At 32.1% G+C, this 17243-nt stretch carries 12 protein-coding genes; 11 read left to right on the forward strand and 1 reads right to left on the reverse strand.

Features of this window, described 5'->3' with window-relative positions:
• Positions 1 to 7: 7 nt before the first annotated feature.
• The 7 genes from eno to BN3657_RS05090 all read left to right on the forward strand — a co-directional run bounded on the left by eno (position 8) and on the right by BN3657_RS05090 (position 6808).
• Positions 8 to 1294 carry a phosphopyruvate hydratase gene (gene eno / locus BN3657_RS05060; protein ID WP_062552026.1) on the forward strand — a complete coding sequence of 429 codons (1287 nt, stop codon included), beginning with the start codon at positions 8 to 10 and terminating at the stop codon, positions 1292 to 1294.
• Positions 1291 to 1704: a SixA phosphatase family protein gene (locus tag BN3657_RS05065; RefSeq protein WP_062552027.1), complete on the forward strand. Its 414-nt coding sequence runs from the start codon at positions 1291 to 1293 to the stop codon at positions 1702 to 1704. The genes eno and BN3657_RS05065 overlap by 4 nt, the downstream gene beginning before the upstream one ends.
• 137 nt (positions 1705 to 1841) lie before the next feature.
• On the forward strand, positions 1842 to 2489 hold the full coding sequence (locus BN3657_RS05070; protein WP_062552028.1) for a response regulator transcription factor: 648 nt from the start codon (positions 1842 to 1844) through the stop codon (positions 2487 to 2489).
• Complete coding sequence (locus BN3657_RS05075) at positions 2489 to 3352, forward strand: sensor histidine kinase (protein WP_062552029.1); 864 nt, start codon at positions 2489 to 2491, stop codon at positions 3350 to 3352. The genes BN3657_RS05070 and BN3657_RS05075 overlap by 1 nt, the downstream gene beginning before the upstream one ends.
• A gap of 47 nt (positions 3353 to 3399) precedes the next feature.
• Positions 3400 to 4080 carry an ABC transporter ATP-binding protein gene (locus BN3657_RS05080; protein WP_062552030.1) on the forward strand — a complete coding sequence of 227 codons (681 nt, stop codon included), beginning with the start codon at positions 3400 to 3402 and terminating at the stop codon, positions 4078 to 4080.
• A complete protein-coding gene (locus tag BN3657_RS05085; RefSeq protein WP_062552031.1) occupies positions 4073 to 6541 on the forward strand; it encodes an ABC transporter permease in 2469 nt (822 codons plus the stop codon). The genes BN3657_RS05080 and BN3657_RS05085 overlap by 8 nt, the downstream gene beginning before the upstream one ends.
• A 9-nt stretch (positions 6542 to 6550) precedes the next feature.
• A complete protein-coding gene (locus BN3657_RS05090) occupies positions 6551 to 6808 on the forward strand; it encodes a hypothetical protein (RefSeq protein WP_062552032.1) in 258 nt (85 codons plus the stop codon).
• Positions 6809 to 7161: 353 nt separating this feature from the next.
• Here the strand turns inward: BN3657_RS05090 and BN3657_RS05095 are convergent, their stop codons facing one another.
• Positions 7162 to 7377: a hypothetical protein gene (locus BN3657_RS05095; protein ID WP_062552033.1), complete on the reverse strand. Its 216-nt coding sequence runs from the start codon at positions 7375 to 7377 to the stop codon at positions 7162 to 7164.
• Positions 7378 to 7787: 410 nt separating this feature from the next.
• Between BN3657_RS05095 and murJ the strand changes: the two genes are divergently transcribed.
• The 4 genes from murJ to rpoC all read left to right on the forward strand — a co-directional run bounded on the left by murJ (position 7788) and on the right by rpoC (position 17206).
• Positions 7788 to 9287, forward strand: coding sequence for a murein biosynthesis integral membrane protein MurJ (gene murJ, locus BN3657_RS05100; protein WP_062552034.1), 1500 nt, complete (start codon positions 7788 to 7790; stop codon positions 9285 to 9287).
• Positions 9288 to 9357: 70 nt separating this feature from the next.
• The gene (locus BN3657_RS05105) at positions 9358 to 9681 is read left to right on the forward strand and encodes a DsrE family protein (protein ID WP_019138007.1); all 324 of its coding nucleotides are present in this window, start codon (positions 9358 to 9360) and stop codon (positions 9679 to 9681) included.
• A gap of 157 nt (positions 9682 to 9838) precedes the next feature.
• Positions 9839 to 13582 (forward strand): DNA-directed RNA polymerase subunit beta, encoded by a 3744-nt coding sequence (rpoB, locus tag BN3657_RS05110; protein WP_062552035.1) that lies wholly within the window; start codon positions 9839 to 9841, stop codon positions 13580 to 13582.
• A 36-nt stretch (positions 13583 to 13618) separates the two neighbouring features.
• On the forward strand, positions 13619 to 17206 hold the full coding sequence (rpoC, locus tag BN3657_RS05115; protein WP_062552036.1) for a DNA-directed RNA polymerase subunit beta': 3588 nt from the start codon (positions 13619 to 13621) through the stop codon (positions 17204 to 17206).
• The last annotated feature ends 37 nt before the right edge of the window (positions 17207 to 17243 follow it).

A 17243-nucleotide genomic window follows, 5' to 3' on the forward strand; every position in this document is an offset into this window, starting at 1 on the left:
AGGAATTATGAGTTTAATTGATTATGTTTATGCGAGAGAAGTCCTTGATTCAAGGGGAAATCCAACTGTTGAAGTAGAAGTTGGAACAGTTGATGGTGGTTTTGGTTCTGCAATTGTACCTAGTGGTGCTTCAACTGGTATTCACGAAGCTGTAGAACTTCGTGACGGAGAAGAAAGATATAATGGAAAAGGCGTTGAAAAAGCAGTTAAAAATGTAAATGAAATAATTGCAAATGAATTAATTTGCTTTGATGTTTTTGATCAACTTGGTATTGACAAAATGCTAATAGAACTTGATGGAACAGAAAACAAGGGAAAACTTGGAGCAAACGCAATACTTGGAGTATCTATTGCAGTAGCAAGAGCAGCAGCAAATGAAGCAGGACTTCCACTTTATCAATATCTTGGTGGAGTAAATTCAAAGACTATGCCAATTCCAATGATGAATATTATAAATGGTGGCGAACATGCTGACAACAACGTGGATATCCAAGAATTTATGATCATGCCAATAGGAGCTGAAACTTTTAAAGAAGCACTAAGAATGGGTGCAGAAGTTTATCACGCTCTTAAAAAAGTTTTAAAAGACAAAGGACTTTCAACTGGTGTAGGTGACGAAGGTGGATTTGCACCAAATCTTGAATCCAATAAAAAAGCCTTTGACTGCATCCTTGAAGCAGTAAAAGCTGCAGGCTATGAAGCAGGTAAGGATATTGTACTTGCAATTGATGCAGCAGCTTCAGAATTTTATGATGTAGACAAGAAAAAATACATCCTAGCAGGAGAAGGACGTGAATTTACTGCAGAAGAACTGTCTAAATTCTATGAAGAATTAATTAATGAATATCCAATATATTCAATAGAAGATGGACTTGCAGAAGATGATTGGGAAGGTTGGAAACACTTGACTGACTTAATTGGAGATAAGGTTCAATTAGTTGGAGATGACTTCTTTGTAACAAATACTAAGAGACTTCAAGAAGGAATTGAAAAAGAATCTGCAAATTCAATTTTAATAAAATTAAACCAAATTGGAACAATAACTGAAACTCTTGATTCAATAGAACTTGCAAAAAGACACAATTACACTGCAATAATTTCTCACAGGTCTGGAGAAAGTGAAGACTCAACAATAGCAGATTTAGCAGTTGCAACAAATGCCGGCTTTATAAAAACTGGTGCACCAGCAAGAAGTGAAAGAGTTGCAAAATACAATGAACTTCTTCGTATTGAAGATGAGTTGGGAGATCTTTCAAACTATCCAGGCTTTGAAGCTTTTTATAATTTAAAATGAAAATTTACTTTATTAGACACGGAGAAGCAGAAATCTATGCAGATGATGACTTCGAGAGAAAACTTACAAGAATTGGAAAGATTAAATTAGAAAATTCTTTCACAGCCTTTGCCAATAACTTAGAAGACAAAAGATCCTACAAAATATATTCTTCACCACTTGAAAGAGCCAAGGAAACTGCAGAAATTTTATCCAAACATTTGGATAAAGACTTTGAAGTAAAAGATTATCTTGCAGGTGGAAGAATAAGAGATATCTTAAAAACTCTTGACCAAGAGGGCAATTATATATTAGTTTCTCATGAACCTTTTATATCAAATTGGATTTATCAATTGACAGGAGAGATGAAAATAGTATCAAGAGGCAGCATAAATTTTGTAGAAATTGACTCAAAAGAATTTATAGAATAAAATTTTAAAAACACAAGCACTGGCAAAGACCGGTGCTTTTTTCTTGTGAAGATTTATAATTTGCCAAAATGATTAGGAATTCTTTTAAAAACCAAAGTATGATAGAATTTGTTTACAAGATTATGTTAGGTGATCAAATGAAAAAAATAATTTTAATAGAAGATGATGAAATTTTATCAAGTGGCATTGAGTCCTACTTGTCAAAAAATGATTTTAAAGTAGAAACTTGTAAAAGTTTCGAAGAAGCAAAGATAAAAATAAACAATTCTTTTGACTTAGCGATTCTTGATATAAATTTGCCTGATAGAGATGGAATAAACTTGATGAATATTTTGAAAGAAAATAATGTTAGGGTAATAATAACTACAGTAAAAAATGATGAGAAATTTATTGTTAGGGCCCTGGACAGTGGAGCCGACGATTACATTACAAAACCTTTTAAGCTCTCTATCTTAAGAGCGAGAATAGACAAAACTCTTAGAACGGCTCTTGTTAAAGATGATTTTATTAGCTTTAAGGACCTGACTTTAAACAATAATGAAGGAAGCTTTTATTATAAAGATAAAAAACTAGATTTAACGTCATTGGAATTTGAAGTGATGAAATTATTTATAAATAACCCCAATAGAATTTTTACTAGGGATTTTTTGCTAGAGAGATTTTGGGATAGTCGAGAAAAGTTTGTCAACGATAATACACTCACTGCTACTATCAAAAGAATTAGAGATAAAAGTGACAGAGACATTATTAAGACAATTCGTGGAATAGGTTATAGGATGGACTGATGATTTATTTATTTTACTTTGTGAGTTTATTTGCTCTATATTATTTTTTGAAAACAAGAGAGAAAAAGAGAATAAAAGAACTTGAGAAATTAATAGATAGGTTGGGAGAAAAAAATTATTCAATTCCCATGGTGCAAGATGAGTTTTCAATCCTTGAAGATAAAATTTATAAAATTTTTATAGAACTTGTTGAAGCTAGAGAATTAGTGGAAAAAAACTCAAAAAAGCAAACACAAAACCTAGAGGATATTGCCCATCAAATAAAAACTCCAATTACCTCAATGGTTTTTGACTTGGAAACAATTGATAAGACTAAAGATAATAAAAAAGAGATTGAAGGGCTTGAGCTTCAACTGGAAAGGCTTAACTCTCTTGCTGACATTTTGTTAAAGCTATCTAGTCTTGATGCGAATATAGACAAGATGGAGAAGAGAGAGGTATTGATTTCAGAAATAATTGACTATGCATTAGATATTTTGAAAAAATCAATCGATGAGAAAAAGGTAAAAATTGTTTGTGACTACGAAGATTATGAGATAAAAGTCGATTACTATTGGATATCTGAAGCCCTAATAAATATTATAAAGAATGCCTTAAGCCTTGATAGACTTACAAAAATTAAAATTTCTACAAATAAAAATCCAATTTATACAGAGATAACAGTTGAAGATGACGGAGGAGGTATTAAAGAAGAAAACTTCAAAAAAATATTTGAAAGATTTTACAAGAGTCCTGACTCTAAGGGATTTGGCATTGGTCTTGCCATGGCAAAATCAATTGTTGAGGCTAACAATGGAGATATATCTGTAATAAATGGAAAAGATGGTGCGATTTTTAAAATTAAATTTTACAATGTCACTTAAAAGTCATTTTAACCCTTTATTATTAAGACAAATAGAGGGAGGTACATATGGAAATTGTTAGAACTGAAAATTTATCAAAAACTTATGGAAGTGGAGAAAATCTTGTAAGAGCAATTGATGATGTTAATTTAAAAATAGAAAAAGGAGAATTTGTTGCAATTGTTGGACCAAGTGGATCAGGCAAGTCAACTCTTCTTCACTTGTTAGGTGGTGTGGACAATCCAAGTTCTGGAAAAATATTTATAGACGGCAATGACATCTCAAAATATTCATCAAAAGAATTAGCACTTTTTAGGAGAAGAAAAGTAGGATTAATTTATCAATTTTATAATTTAATCCCCAACTTAACAGTTAGGCATAACATTGAGTTGCCCCTAAAGCTTGATAAGAGAAAAATCAATGATGAAGTCCTATTAGATACAGTTAGAAAGCTAGGAATTGAAAATAAGTTGGATTCCTTTCCAAGTGAACTATCAGGTGGTCAGCAACAAAGGGTTGCCATAGCAAGAAGTCTTATATATTCTCCGTCTCTTGTACTCGCTGATGAACCAACGGGAAACCTAGACAGGGAGAATTCAAGAGAAATAATTGAAATTTTAAAATATTTTAACAGGACTTTAAAACAGACAATTATAGTAATCACACATGATGAGTCCATAGCTCTAGAGGCAGAAAGGGTAATAACAATTGTTGATGGAAAAGTAGTGGGAGATGATAAGAATGAATAGGAAGAATCTCTCAATCTCACTTTCACTTTTTATAACTGCAATTTTCTTTACATTTTGTGTTTACTTTGGATATGTAAATAATAAGTTTGATTATGAACATTTTAGGAACAGATCAATTTATGATGCTAAAATTATGTCTGATACAGTTTTTGGTGAATCAAGTAAATTAAAAGAAATAAATAATATTAAAGAAGTAGGAGAAGTTGCAGTAGAAAATAATTCTGCCAAGTTATCCAAAAATGTCTTAGTAATAAATTACACAGACCAGGGTTTTAACAAGATGTTAGAAGATAATATGTTAAAAGAGGGGAGCTTTGCTGCAAAAGATAATGAAATTACCATACCAAAAAGTCTTGCAAAAAAAGAAAATTTAAAAATTGGGGATAAGATTGAAGTAGAATTTGGAAATAGATTGGTTGATGGAAAACCAATAAAAGCAGTTTCAAGTGTTACTAAGGATGAAGAATTTATAAGAAAAGATAGCAAAGAATATGTAATAAGTGGTCTCACAAGAAATCTTTACAATGAAAATATGAAGATTTTTTATGCGTCTACTGTCATAGGAAAGAATGCAAAGACTAATAGCTTTGTAAGATTCCATAATTTTAGAAAAGCCTATAGTAATAAAGATAATTTAGAAAAAGAAATAGCATCTGCCTTGAATAAAGATAAAGTAGAACTTGCATTTAGCGAGATAATGAAAGACTATTATCAAGTTGATGAAAGTCTTTTACAACAAAATAGGCAGGTGATTGTAGACTCTATTTTAATATTTGCTACAATCCTCATTTTTATATTTTTTGTAAAAAATATTTTTACAGTTTGGGGTCTAAGAAAGATAAGAGAAATTTCAATGTACAAGTCCATTGGTTCAACAGATTATCAAATTTATAAATTGCTTTTAAAAGATGGATTAAAAATTTCATTTTTACCAATAGTTTTGGGACATATTTTCGGATATGGAGGAATCAACCTCCTCAATTTTGGAATTCAAAGGATTGTAGAGGAAGAGGAAAAGTACAAGTATATAGAATTTTCGCCAAGCCTTTCACTTGTAGTTCTATTAATTTGCTTTTTTATAATTTTCATATCAATATTTGCTCCAGCTAAAAAAATCGCAAAGATAAATATAATTGATGGTATAAAGGGCAACTTTAGTGACAAAAATATAAAACTAAAAAGGAATAAAGATATTTGGAAGGAATTAAAGATAAATAATTTAAAAACTATTTCTTCTCAGAGATATATTTCTGCAATTGGAATGATAATTGTATCAATTTTTTTGATAGTTTTCTCTATGGCAAAGTACAATAGGGTGAAGAATACTTACACTTACAATACGAATATTAATATACTAATTCATTCAAATGAAGCTGAAGTTCCAAATGTCTTAAAGGATATAATGAAGACTACAGAAAATCACAGAGCCTTCCTTTCAACTGAAAAATATATTTCCCTTAGTAAGGATCAAAATTATTCAGATGAGTTTAGGTCTCTTGATTTACATGAAACAATCCGCAAATATTATGATAATGGCGAAGATTTTTATCTCGATGGAATTATTACGGCCTTAGATGATCAAACTTTTGAAAAAATAGGTGGCAAAAAGGGAGAGGCTTTGCTATTAAATAGGGTCCAAGTCAATCCAAATGCACCTATTGATGGATCAGAAACAACAAAATATTTTAAAAACATAAATAGTTTAAATTACTCTATAACAGAGAAAAAAGATTACAATTATTCAATCAAAGTAGATAAATTAATCGATGACACAAAGGACTTTAGGCAAAGAAGGCTACCTTTTTATGTGAATTTATATGTTGACTTTGACACATATTTTAAACTCTTAGATGAATGGAATAAATACTATTTAAAAAACAACAATGACTTGAGAAGAAACACCTACGAACTCTCAATGAAAGTTGATGAAAATAAGTTAGACGATATAAAGAATGAAGTTAAAGAGAGATTAGATTCTTCCATTGCCTACAATGAAACTTATAATTTAACTACAAGCAAAGATGTAGAAGCAAGTCGCATGAAAGACGTAAAAACTTTTGGACTTATGATAGTTTTTATTGCAGGCATAATTTTCATTTTAAATATAACTAATGGATATTCTTCCATTAATTTAAGTTTAATGGCAAGGAAAAAAGAAATTGGATCTTTAATGTCTTGTGGAATAGATGGGGAAGAACTAATATATAAATATACAAGAGATTTTATATTAGAAGAAATCAAATCTCTGGCAATAGTTTTAACAGTAAGTTTTGCTGCTTTATTTGTAATTGCAAAAATTTCGCCAACATTGGATATGAAAATTTTGTTGTCTTATTTTGAATATAAATATTTCCTTGTTTTTGGAATTTTGATTTATGGTATAAATATCTTAATCTACAAATTATCTTTAAAAAATATTCTAAAGATTGATCCCATTGATTTGATAAGAGGATTTGACTAGGAGGAACTTATGAGAAAAAGTATTAGTAAAATCTTATTTTTTATTGGAATTGGAGTTTTTATAATTTCTTATTTCTTGCCTGTAGATATTTTTGAAAATTTTACAAACCTAAGACCAACTGGTCTCACAAGTTTATTTATCTGTAGGATTATTGGACTTATTGGTCTTATCTTTGCAATTAAAGAGAAGTCAGTTTTGTTTGGTATATTAAATTTTTTATTAATTATAATTTTTCCACTAGTTATGTTTATTAATAGTTTCATATAATTTATTTTAAGTGATGTTTTAGAATAATTAATTTTATTCTTAGCATCACTTTTTTATTAAATAAATTTTTACAATTTCGATTATACTAGAAATAAATTAAAAATAAAAAAATATTTCGAGTATAATCGAAACTAAGTTGAAAAATGAATAGAAATTTGAATCCTTTGAATTTTTTCAAACTAATGAAAGAGTAATTAAAAGTTATTATAAAACAATTTAGAGCAAAAATTTTAAATGACATCCTTAAGTTGGATCTATATTCCAATTTAAGATGTCATTTTTAATGCAAGAAAATATATTTTATATTTTTAAATTAAAGGATATTATAAAGTTATGGATTAAAATTTTTAAATTTATTTATCTTTATCCGAATAGTCTTTATATAAAAGATAAGTTCCCAATATAGTAGAAGCATATAAATACTTTTTCATAAATTCGACTTCATCCCAAAATCTCATGTTAAAGAAACTGCCAGGAAGCACATCTAAAAATCTATCAAGAATAAGGATTACAAAGCTTAAGATTAAGGGGCTAATAAATACTAATAATAATAAAAACTTTTTTTTCATCTTATATCACTCCTTAAGATGGATTCATTTACAGAAATGTGCTTATAAAAGTATGAAGTGTACCTTGCATTAGAGGAAGAAATCCTAATTATTTTTCAATGACCCCAATACTTGCATAAGAGATAGTGCTAACTAGGTTAAATGTATCATATATAACTTTAATTATAATAATTTGCAAAGGTTTAGTCAAAAAAAGTGTATATCTATATAATGATAGTAAACAGTTAAGAGAAAAACCCATAAAGAATAAATGTTTTTTACAGTTGACGTATTTTTTTATCCATTAATTTTTATAATTATTTTTAATTACTATTATCTTATAACTTAATACTAAGTTAGTTGCTTGTAATATATCTTAAATAAATATATAATACTTGAGGTATTCAAATAGATTTTTTAAAGGAGAAAAAATGAAGACTTCATATATACTTATGATTATTACAATACTCTCAAAGGTCTTTGGACTCTTGAGGGAGAAGGCCCTTGCTTACTTTTTTGGAGTTGGCATGGTGGCAGATATATTTTTAGTTGCCTTTCAACTTCCAATGACCTTTACCAATGTCATTAGTGGCGCCGTTGCCAATGGCTACATTCCTATGTACGACTCAATAAGAGAGAGGGAGGACAAAAATCTTGCAGACAAGTTCACTGCAAATCTATCAAATATAATTTTTATTGTATTTGCCCTTGTAACTATTCTTTCTATTATATTTGCAAGACCGCTTGTGAAATTAATGGCTGAAGGTTTTTCTGGAGAAAAACTTGAACTGGCAATTTTTGTATCAAGAGTTGCCATGCTATCAATTGCAGTGACAGCAGTAAGTTCTATTTATAAAGCCTACTTACAAATTCATGAAAAATTTGTGATTTCAGTCCTTCACTCAATTATCATGAACATCATAATAATTATTTCCATGGGGCTTGCCTACAAGATGGGAATAAATTATCTTGCTGTGGGAATTTTATTGGCTTTTGTTCTTCAATATGGGATCTTTATTAGACCAATAAAGAAACTTGGCTACAAGCATTCTTTAAAAATTGATTTTAATGAAGATATTAAGAAGTTATTTAAGTCTATTCTTCCAATTTTGATTTCAACTTCTGCCATTGAGATTAACTTTATGATATCGCGTTCTCTTGCATCGGGAGCCTACGCTGGTGGAATCTCAATCTTAAATTATTCCTACAAGCTGCAAAGTTTTGTTACAGGAATTGTTGTAACTTCAATTATCACTGCAACTTATCCAAAGCTTGCAAGTTTTGGCTCTAAAAAGGATTTAAAAAACTTAAAAACTGCCCTCTCAGAAGGCCTTTCCAACATGCTAATACTTGTTGTGCCAGCTGCCTTTGGTCTTTATATATTTTCTTTTCCAATTGTAAATTTATTATTTGTTGGTGGAGAATTTTCTGTTGAAGATGCGAAGATTACCGCAATAGTACTTTCCTTTTTTGCCTTTGGTGTAATAGGTATTGGAGTTCGTGAAATAATTTCAAGAGTTTTTTATTCTCTTGGTGACAATAGGACTCCAGTTATTAATTCTGTTGTAATTGTTGGAATAAATATTGTACTTGCCTTTTTACTTTCAAAGATTATGGGAATAAGAGGTATAGCTCTAGCCACATCAATTTCTTTTATAGTTGGAGCTTTAACAATTTATTTTTCTTCAATAAAATTAATTGGAAATGTTTTTGATAAAACACTTTTGACCAATATTGTAAAAATAACAGTTTCTTCTGCTCTTATGGCCCTTGTGTCAAAAATTGTTTACGATGTTTTGACAAAGAGCCTAGGGATTAATTTATCTCTACTAATTTCAATAATTGTTGCCGGTATAATTTATTTATTTCTTTTAATTGTATTTAGAGTTGATGAAATAAAAGAAATTTTTAGGCTACTTTTAAAAAGATAGGAATTTCTCCATTGACCTTTTCTTTTTCTCTTTATTAGTGTAAAATGTTAACTAATAAGGAGTGATAGATATGAAGGTAATTTTTCACGTAGTAGAACAAGACAAATGGTCATCTGTAATATCAAACGTAAAGGACTTATTAAATAACTTCGAAGATATCCAAGTAGAAATAATTGCTATGTCAAAAGCTGCTGCATTATTTAACAGATACTCTGGAATAGACTTCCAAGGAATCTTAGGAAATCCTAAAGTTAATATTACAATTGGTAAAAAAGCATTAGAAGAAAATAGACTTTCACCAGAACTAATTCCATCAGAAATCAAAGTTGAAGATTTAGTTATTACAAAAATCGTAAAGCTTCAAAACGAAGGTTACGCTTATATTAGACTTTAAAAAAAAGAATTCTGCCATTTGGCAGGATTTTTTTATTTAAAAACCTTGCAAAGTGTCAGTAAAAATGATAAAATACCTATTTGCATAATAATAATTAGAGTGGTGATTTGTACTCTAATTGGATACACTCATTTGAAAGGCTAGGGTGAGAAAATTAATGGTACATCCTGTTAAATATGGGAAACGTGAGAGAATGAGTTTTTCTCGTGTAGATGAAGTTATGTCACTTCCAAATCTTCTTGACGTGCAGACTTCTTCATACAAATGGTTGATTGAAGAAGGGTTAAAAGAAGTTTTTGATGACGTATCTCCTATCGAGGATTACTCTGGAAATTTAATTTTGGAATTCGTAGATTATCATTTATCTGATGAAATCAAATATGATATAGACGAATCTAAACAGAGAGACACAAATTATTCTGCGCCATTAAAGGCAAAGGTAAGACTTATCAACAGTGAAACGGGAGAAGTTAAGGAACAAGAAGTCTTTATGGGCGACCTTCCGCTCATGACACCAACTGGCACATTTGTAATAAATGGGGCAGAACGTGTTGTAGTTTCACAACTTGTAAGAAGTCCTGGAGCATATTATAAGGAAGAAAGAGACAAGACAGGTAAAAAAATCTATTCGGCTACACTTATTCCAAATAGAGGAGCTTGGCTTGAATTTGAAACTGATGCTCAAGGCGTAATTAATGTAAGAATTGACAGAACAAGAAAAATTCCTATTACAATCTTATTAAGAGCTCTTGGTGTTGAATCTAACCAAGAAATCATGGATGTAATTGGAGAAAGTGAAGCTGTTCTAAAGACACTTGAAAAAGATATTACTACTAATAAGAATGAAGCTTTGCTTGAAATTTATAAGAAATTAAGACCAGGCGAACCACCAACTATTGATTCAGCTCAATCTCTTTTTGAAAATATGTTTTTCGATGATAGAAGATATGACCTTGCAAAAGTTGGTAGATATAAATTCAACAAAAAGCTTGGAATTTCTGCAAGACTAGAAAATAATATTCCTGCTGAAGATATAATAGACCCAATGACTGGAGAAATTTTGGCAGAAGCTGGCGAACTTTTAAACAGGGCAAAGGCTGAAAAAATTGAAGCAGCTGGAGTGAACCAAGTTCTTGTAAAAACTGATGAAAATTATGAACACGCAACAGAAAATACTATTGTTATTGGAAATAATTTTTCTTTTGTAGACGCATATGATCTTGACTTCGACATGGAAGAACTTGGCTTTAAAGAAAAAGTTTATAGACCACTTTTCGATGAACTTTATGATGAATATTCTGAAGATACAGAAAAGTTTAAGGAAGAGCTTGTAAAAGCTCATAGAGAATTATCTCCAAAAAATATTTTAGTCGACGATATTATCGCTGGCATAAATTATCAATTTGGACTTATGAATAATGTGGGTAGTGTTGATGATATCGACCATCTTGGAAACAGAAGAATAAGATCAGTTGGAGAACTTCTTCAAAATCAATTTAGAATTGGTATTTCAAGAATGGAAAGAGTTATCCGTGAAAGGATGACAGTTCAAGATGTTGATGCGACAACTCCACAATCACTTATAAATATTAGACCTGTGACAGCTGCGATAAAAGAATTCTTTGGTTCTTCACAACTTTCACAATTTATGGACCAAAACAATCCTCTATCAGAATTAACTCACAAGAGAAGGTTATCTGCACTTGGACCTGGTGGGTTGAGTAGAGATAGAGCTGGATTTGAAGTGCGTGACGTCCATAACTCACATTACGGAAGAATGTGTCCTATTGAGACACCAGAAGGTCCAAACATTGGACTTATCACATCCCTTACGACTTACGCAAGAATTAATGATTATGGTTTTATTGAAACTCCATATAGAAAAGTCGTTGACGGAGTTGTAACTGATCAAATTGATTATCTAACTGCCGATGTTGAGTACGAACAAATCATTGCTCAAGCTGACGAAAGACTTGATGAAAATAATAAATTCGTTGAAGATAGAATTGCAGCCAGAGGTCATGGTGGTAATGCTGATATCTTTGACATTAAAGATGTAAACTACATGGACGTTTCACCTCAACAAATTGTTGCTGTTGGTACTTCCATGATTCCTTTCCTAGAAAATGACGACGCCAACAGAGCTCTAATGGGTGCTAACATGCAACGTCAAGCAGTGCCTCTATTAAAAACTGAAGCTCCTGTTGTTGGAACTGGTATTGAATATAGGGCAGCAAAGGACTCAGGTGTTGTAGTAGTTTCTAAGAACAAGGGAAAAATTAAAAAAGTAGATTCTGTTCACATTGAAGTTGAAAGAGAATCTGACAAGGGAATTGACTCATATAAACTACACAAATTCATGGGCGGAAACCAAGGTACAACTATTAATCAAAGACCAATAGTAAATGAAGGTGACCTTGTAGAAGCTGGTGAAATTATTGCCGATGGTCCATCAACAGATCAAGGTGAAATGGCTCTTGGTAAAAATATCCTAATAGCCTTTATGAACTGGGAAGGATACAACTACGAAGATGCTATGCTTGTAAGTCAAGAACTTGTAATTGACGATGTATTGACTTCACTTCACATTGAAGAATATGAATCTGAAGCAAGAGATACAAAACTTGGACCTGAAGAAATTACAAGAGATATTCCTAATGTGGGCGAAGATATGTTAAAGGATCTTGACTCAAGAGGAATTATTAGAATTGGTGCAGAAGTAAAACCAGGAGATATTCTAGTTGGAAAAGTAACTCCTAAGGGAGAAACTGAACTTTCTGCAGAAGAAAGACTTCTTCGTTCAATCTTCGGAGAAAAAGCTAGAGAAGTTAGAGATACTTCACTTAGACTTCCTCATGGTGAGCATGGAATTGTAGTTGATGTAAAGACATTTAATAGAGCCGATGGAGATGAACTTCAACCAGGTGTAAATGAAATGGTTAGAGTTTTCGTTGCTACAAAAAGAAAGATTCAAGTAGGAGATAAGATGTGTGGTCGTCACGGTAACAAAGGGGTTATTTCTAGGGTAATGCCTAAAGAAGATATGCCTTATATGCCAGATGGTACACCAATTCAAATTGTTCTTAACCCACTAGGGGTTCCTTCTCGTATGAATCTTGGACAAGTACTTGAAGTTCACTTAGGACTTGCTGCCAAGAAACTTGGATGGCATGTTGCCACACCAGTATTTGATGGTGCAAATGAAAATGACATTTTCGATACTTTAGAAGAAGCTGGATATTCAAGAGATGGAAAGATTCAACTAAGAGATGGTAGAACTGGAGAAGAATTTGATCACCCTGTAACTGTTGGTTACATGTATATGCTAAAACTTCACCATTTGGTTGATGAAAAGATCCACGCTCGTTCTACTGGACCTTACTCACTTGTTACACAACAACCTCTTGGAGGTAAGGCACAATTTGGTGGACAAAGATTTGGAGAAATGGAAGTTTGGGCTCTTGAAGCTTATGGTGCCAGTCATACACTACAAGAAATGCTAACAGTTAAGTCTGACGATATTGTTGGTCGTGTTAAAACTTATGAAGCAATTGTTAAGGGCGAAAACATTCCACAACCAGGAGTTCCTGAATCCTTCAAAGTATTAATAAAAGAACTTCAAGCATTAGCTCTTGAAATTCAAGTTCTTGATGAAAATGGCAATGAAGTTGATCTTGAAGTTGACGAAGATGAATTAACTAAGATTGATAATATAGACGATAAGAATTCAAAATCAGATGATGATGAATTAAAGGAACTTATAGAACAAACTGGAACTGCAAATATTGGAATCAGAACAATTTCAAATGATGAAGTTGAGTCTTTTGAAAATAGTCACATCTACGAAGATGAAGATGGCGAAGAAGAAGACTCTTATGAATCCGATGAATCTGAAGATTAATTATTGTTTTAATTAATAGGAAAGGAGAAGTGCTCCTTGAGCGAACATGAATTATTCCATTCAATAAAAATTGGACTAGCTTCACCACAAAAGATCAGATCTTGGTCTTATGGAGAAGTTAAAAAACCGGAAACTATAAATTACAGAACATTAAAACCTGAAAAAGAAGGTCTATTTTGTGAAAAGATATTTGGACCAACTAAGGATTGGGAATGTTCCTGTGGAAAATATAAAAGAGTAAGATACAAGGGAGTAGTCTGCGAAAAATGTGGCGTTGAAGTCACTAAGGCTAAGGTTCGTCGTGAAAGAATGGGTCATATTGAACTTGCTGCTCCAGTATCACACATTTGGTACTTTAAGGGAATACCTTCAAGAATGGGTCTTGTACTAGACATGAGCCCTAGGGCCCTTGAAAAGGTACTTTATTTTGCATCTTATGTAGTAACTTATGTTGAACCAGGCGAAACAACTCTTTATGAAAAACAACTATTATCTGAAATTGAATATAGAGAATTCAAAAGAGAATATGGTGACAAGTTTACTGCAAAGATGGGTGCAGAAGCTATTAGAGATCTTCTAGAAAAAGTTGACCTTCAAAAAGAAAATGATGAACTTACAGAAGAACTCCAAGATGCAACTGGACAAAAGAAAATTAGAATAACAAGAAGACTTGAAGTTATTGATGCCTTTATCCAATCAGACAACAAACCTGAATGGATGATTCTTGATGCAATCCCTGTAATTCCACCAGATTTAAGACCTATGGTTCAACTTGATGGTGGTAGATTTGCAACAAGTGATTTAAATGACTTATATAGAAGAATTGTAAATAGAAATAACAGACTTAAAAAGTTAATGGACATCAATGCTCCAGACATTATCGTTAGAAATGAAAAGAGAATGCTACAAGAATCTGTAGATGCTCTTATTGACAACGGTAGACGTGGAAGACCTGTTACTGGACCAGGAAATAGACCTTTAAAATCTCTTTCAGAAATGTTAAAGGGAAAGCAAGGTCGTTTCCGTCAAAACTTACTTGGTAAGAGAGTTGACTACTCTGGTCGTTCTGTAATCGTAGTTGGACCAGATCTTAAATTTTATCAATGTGGTCTTCCAAAAAACATGGCTCTAGAATTATTTAAGCCTTTCGTAATGAAAGAACTTGTATCTAGGGGATTAACTTATAACATTAAATCTGCAAAGAGAATGGTTGAAAGAGGAAAAGATGAAGTATGGGATGTACTTGAAGAAGTTATAAAGGATCACCCAGTTCTTCTTAATCGTGCACCGACACTACACAGACTTGGTATTCAAGCTTTTGAACCAGTTCTAGTAGAAGGTAAGGCTATTAAGCTTCATCCACTTTCTTGTACAGCATATAATGCCGACTTTGATGGTGACCAAATGGCTGTCCATCTACCACTATCAACTGAAGCACAAGCTGAAGCAAGATTATTAATGCTTTCAACAAACAATATCTTAGCATTAAAGGATGGTAAGCCAATTACTACTCCTACACAAGATATGGTTCTTGGTTCATATTATTTAACTTTAGATAGAAAAGATAAATTAAAGGGCGACGGATCAATATATAGAAATTTTGACGAAATGTTCCACGCTTATGAATCAGGATTTTTACACCTACAATCACATGTATCTGTTAGAAGATATGCAGATGAAAATGACAAGAGAGGTAAAATTGTCCCTTCAACTGTTGGTAGATTCATAATGAATGAATTTATCCCACAAGACTTAGGTTTTGTAAACAGGGATGAAGATAAATATTCTCTTGAAATTGACCAAGTTGTAGATAAGAAACTTCTTGGAAAAATAATTGAAAAAACTTATAAAAAACATGGAAATATAAAAACTGCCGAACTTCTTGATAACATTAAGGCAACAGGTTACCACTACTCAACTATTGGAGCAGTATCTATTTCAATGGGGGACGTACAAATTCCTGATACTAAGCCAGAACTTTTAGCAGCAGCTGAAAAAGAAGTAGCTAAATATGAAAAAGCCTTTAGAAGAGGTCTTATATCTGATGAAGAAAGATATGAAAAGGTAATTGAAATTTGGAATAAGGCAACAGATGATTTGACAGACGATGTAATGGACGGATTTGACGCCCTTAATAATATTTATATCATGGCAGATTCTGGAGCCAGAGGTTCTAAGAACCAAATCAGACAACTTGCAGGTATGCGTGGACTTATGGCATCACCTTCAGGTAGAACAATAGAAGTTCCAATCACTTCAAACTTTAGAGAAGGTCTTTCAGTACTTGAATTTTATATGTCAGCCCATGGTTCTAGAAAGGGTCTTGCCGATACAGCCCTAAGAACTGCTGACTCTGGTTATTTAACTAGAAGGCTTGTAGATGTATCACAACAAGTAATTATTTCTGAAGAAGATTGTGGCACAGATGAATATCTTGTAGCTAAAGCCTTTAAAGATGGAAAAGAATTAATTGAATCTTTAGCTGATAGAATCGAAGGAAGATATTCTTTCGAAGATATTGTTAATCCAGAAACTGGAGAAATAATTGTTGCTGCTAATGAAACAATCTCAGATGATGACGCAGTATTAATAGAATCACTTGGCATTAAAGAAGTTAAAGTAAGATCAATTCTTGGATGTAAGAGTAAAAATGGAGTTTGTGCACATTGCTATGGTAGAAACCTTGCAACAGGATCAAGTGTTGGAATTGGAGAAGCAGTTGGTGTAATTGCTGCTCAATCCATTGGTGAACCGGGTACACAACTTACAATGAGAACTTTCCACACTGGTGGTGTAGCTGCCGCAGCCGACATCACTCAAGGTCTTCCAAGAGTTGAAGAACTTTTTGAAGCTAGAAAACCTAAGGGTCTTGCAGTAATTGCAGAACGTGCTGGTATTGTTGATATTAAAGAATCCAACAAGAAGAGAGAAGTTCTCATTACAGCTGAAGATGGAACAGTTGATTCTTACAATATTGTCTATGGTTCAAGGTTAAAAGTAAAACAAGGCGATGAAGTAGAAGCTGGGGATGAACTTACACAAGGTTCTGTATATCCACAAGATTTACTTCGTGTAAAAGGCGAAAAGGGTGTACAAGAATACATTGTAAAAGAAGTTCAAAGAGTTTACAGACTTCAAGGGGTAGATATCAACGACAAGCACATTGAAATCATTGTTAGACAAATGCTATCAAAGTGCAAGATAGAAGATGCAGGAGATACAGATTTACTTCCAGGTTCTCTTGTAAATGTTGTTGATTACAAAAAAGCAAACAAAGAAGCAATTGATGCAGGTAAGGAACCAGCAGTTGGTAAGGTTAACTTACTTGGTATCACTAAGGCATCACTTGCAACAGAATCCTTCTTATCAGCAGCATCTTTCCAAGAAACTACTAGAGTTCTTACAGATGCAGCTATAAAGGGTAAACAAGATATGCTTGAAGGTCTAAAGGAAAATATAATAATTGGACAACTTATACCAGCAGGTACTGGAGCTAGAATTAATTCTAAAGTTCAAATTGGAATTGATGAAAGCTTGAAGGAAGATTATGATATCCTAGAAGATTCACAAGTCATTACAAGTGATGACGTAAAACTTGATCTTGAAACTGTAGAAGAAGAATAATTTTAAATTAAATATTTTATATATAGAGTAGGCTTAG

Origin of the sequence: Peptoniphilus phoceensis, assembly GCF_001517665.2 — a bacterium.
Taxonomy (GTDB): Bacteria; Bacillota; Clostridia; order Tissierellales; family Peptoniphilaceae; genus Peptoniphilus_A; species Peptoniphilus_A timonensis.

Excerpts from the sequence above, each read along its gene's own strand:
- BN3657_RS05075 (WP_062552029.1), top strand. The coding sequence starts at position 2,489 with ATGATTTATTTATTTTACTTTGTGAGTTTATTTGCTCTATATTATTTT.
- BN3657_RS05070 (WP_062552028.1), top strand. The coding sequence starts at position 1,842 with ATGAAAAAAATAATTTTAATAGAAGATGATGAAATTTTATCAAGTGGC.
- BN3657_RS05095 (WP_062552033.1), bottom strand. The coding sequence starts at position 7,377 with ATGAAAAAAAAGTTTTTATTATTATTAGTATTTATTAGCCCCTTAATC.
- BN3657_RS05085 (WP_062552031.1), top strand. The coding sequence starts at position 4,073 with ATGAATAGGAAGAATCTCTCAATCTCACTTTCACTTTTTATAACTGCA.
- BN3657_RS05090 (WP_062552032.1), top strand. The coding sequence starts at position 6,551 with ATGAGAAAAAGTATTAGTAAAATCTTATTTTTTATTGGAATTGGAGTT.
- BN3657_RS05080 (WP_062552030.1), top strand. The coding sequence starts at position 3,400 with ATGGAAATTGTTAGAACTGAAAATTTATCAAAAACTTATGGAAGTGGA.
- rpoB (WP_062552035.1), top strand. The coding sequence starts at position 9,839 with ATGGTACATCCTGTTAAATATGGGAAACGTGAGAGAATGAGTTTTTCT.
- eno (WP_062552026.1), top strand. The coding sequence starts at position 8 with ATGAGTTTAATTGATTATGTTTATGCGAGAGAAGTCCTTGATTCAAGG.
- BN3657_RS05065 (WP_062552027.1), top strand. The coding sequence starts at position 1,291 with ATGAAAATTTACTTTATTAGACACGGAGAAGCAGAAATCTATGCAGAT.
- murJ (WP_062552034.1), top strand. The coding sequence starts at position 7,788 with ATGAAGACTTCATATATACTTATGATTATTACAATACTCTCAAAGGTC.
- BN3657_RS05105 (WP_019138007.1), top strand. The coding sequence starts at position 9,358 with ATGAAGGTAATTTTTCACGTAGTAGAACAAGACAAATGGTCATCTGTA.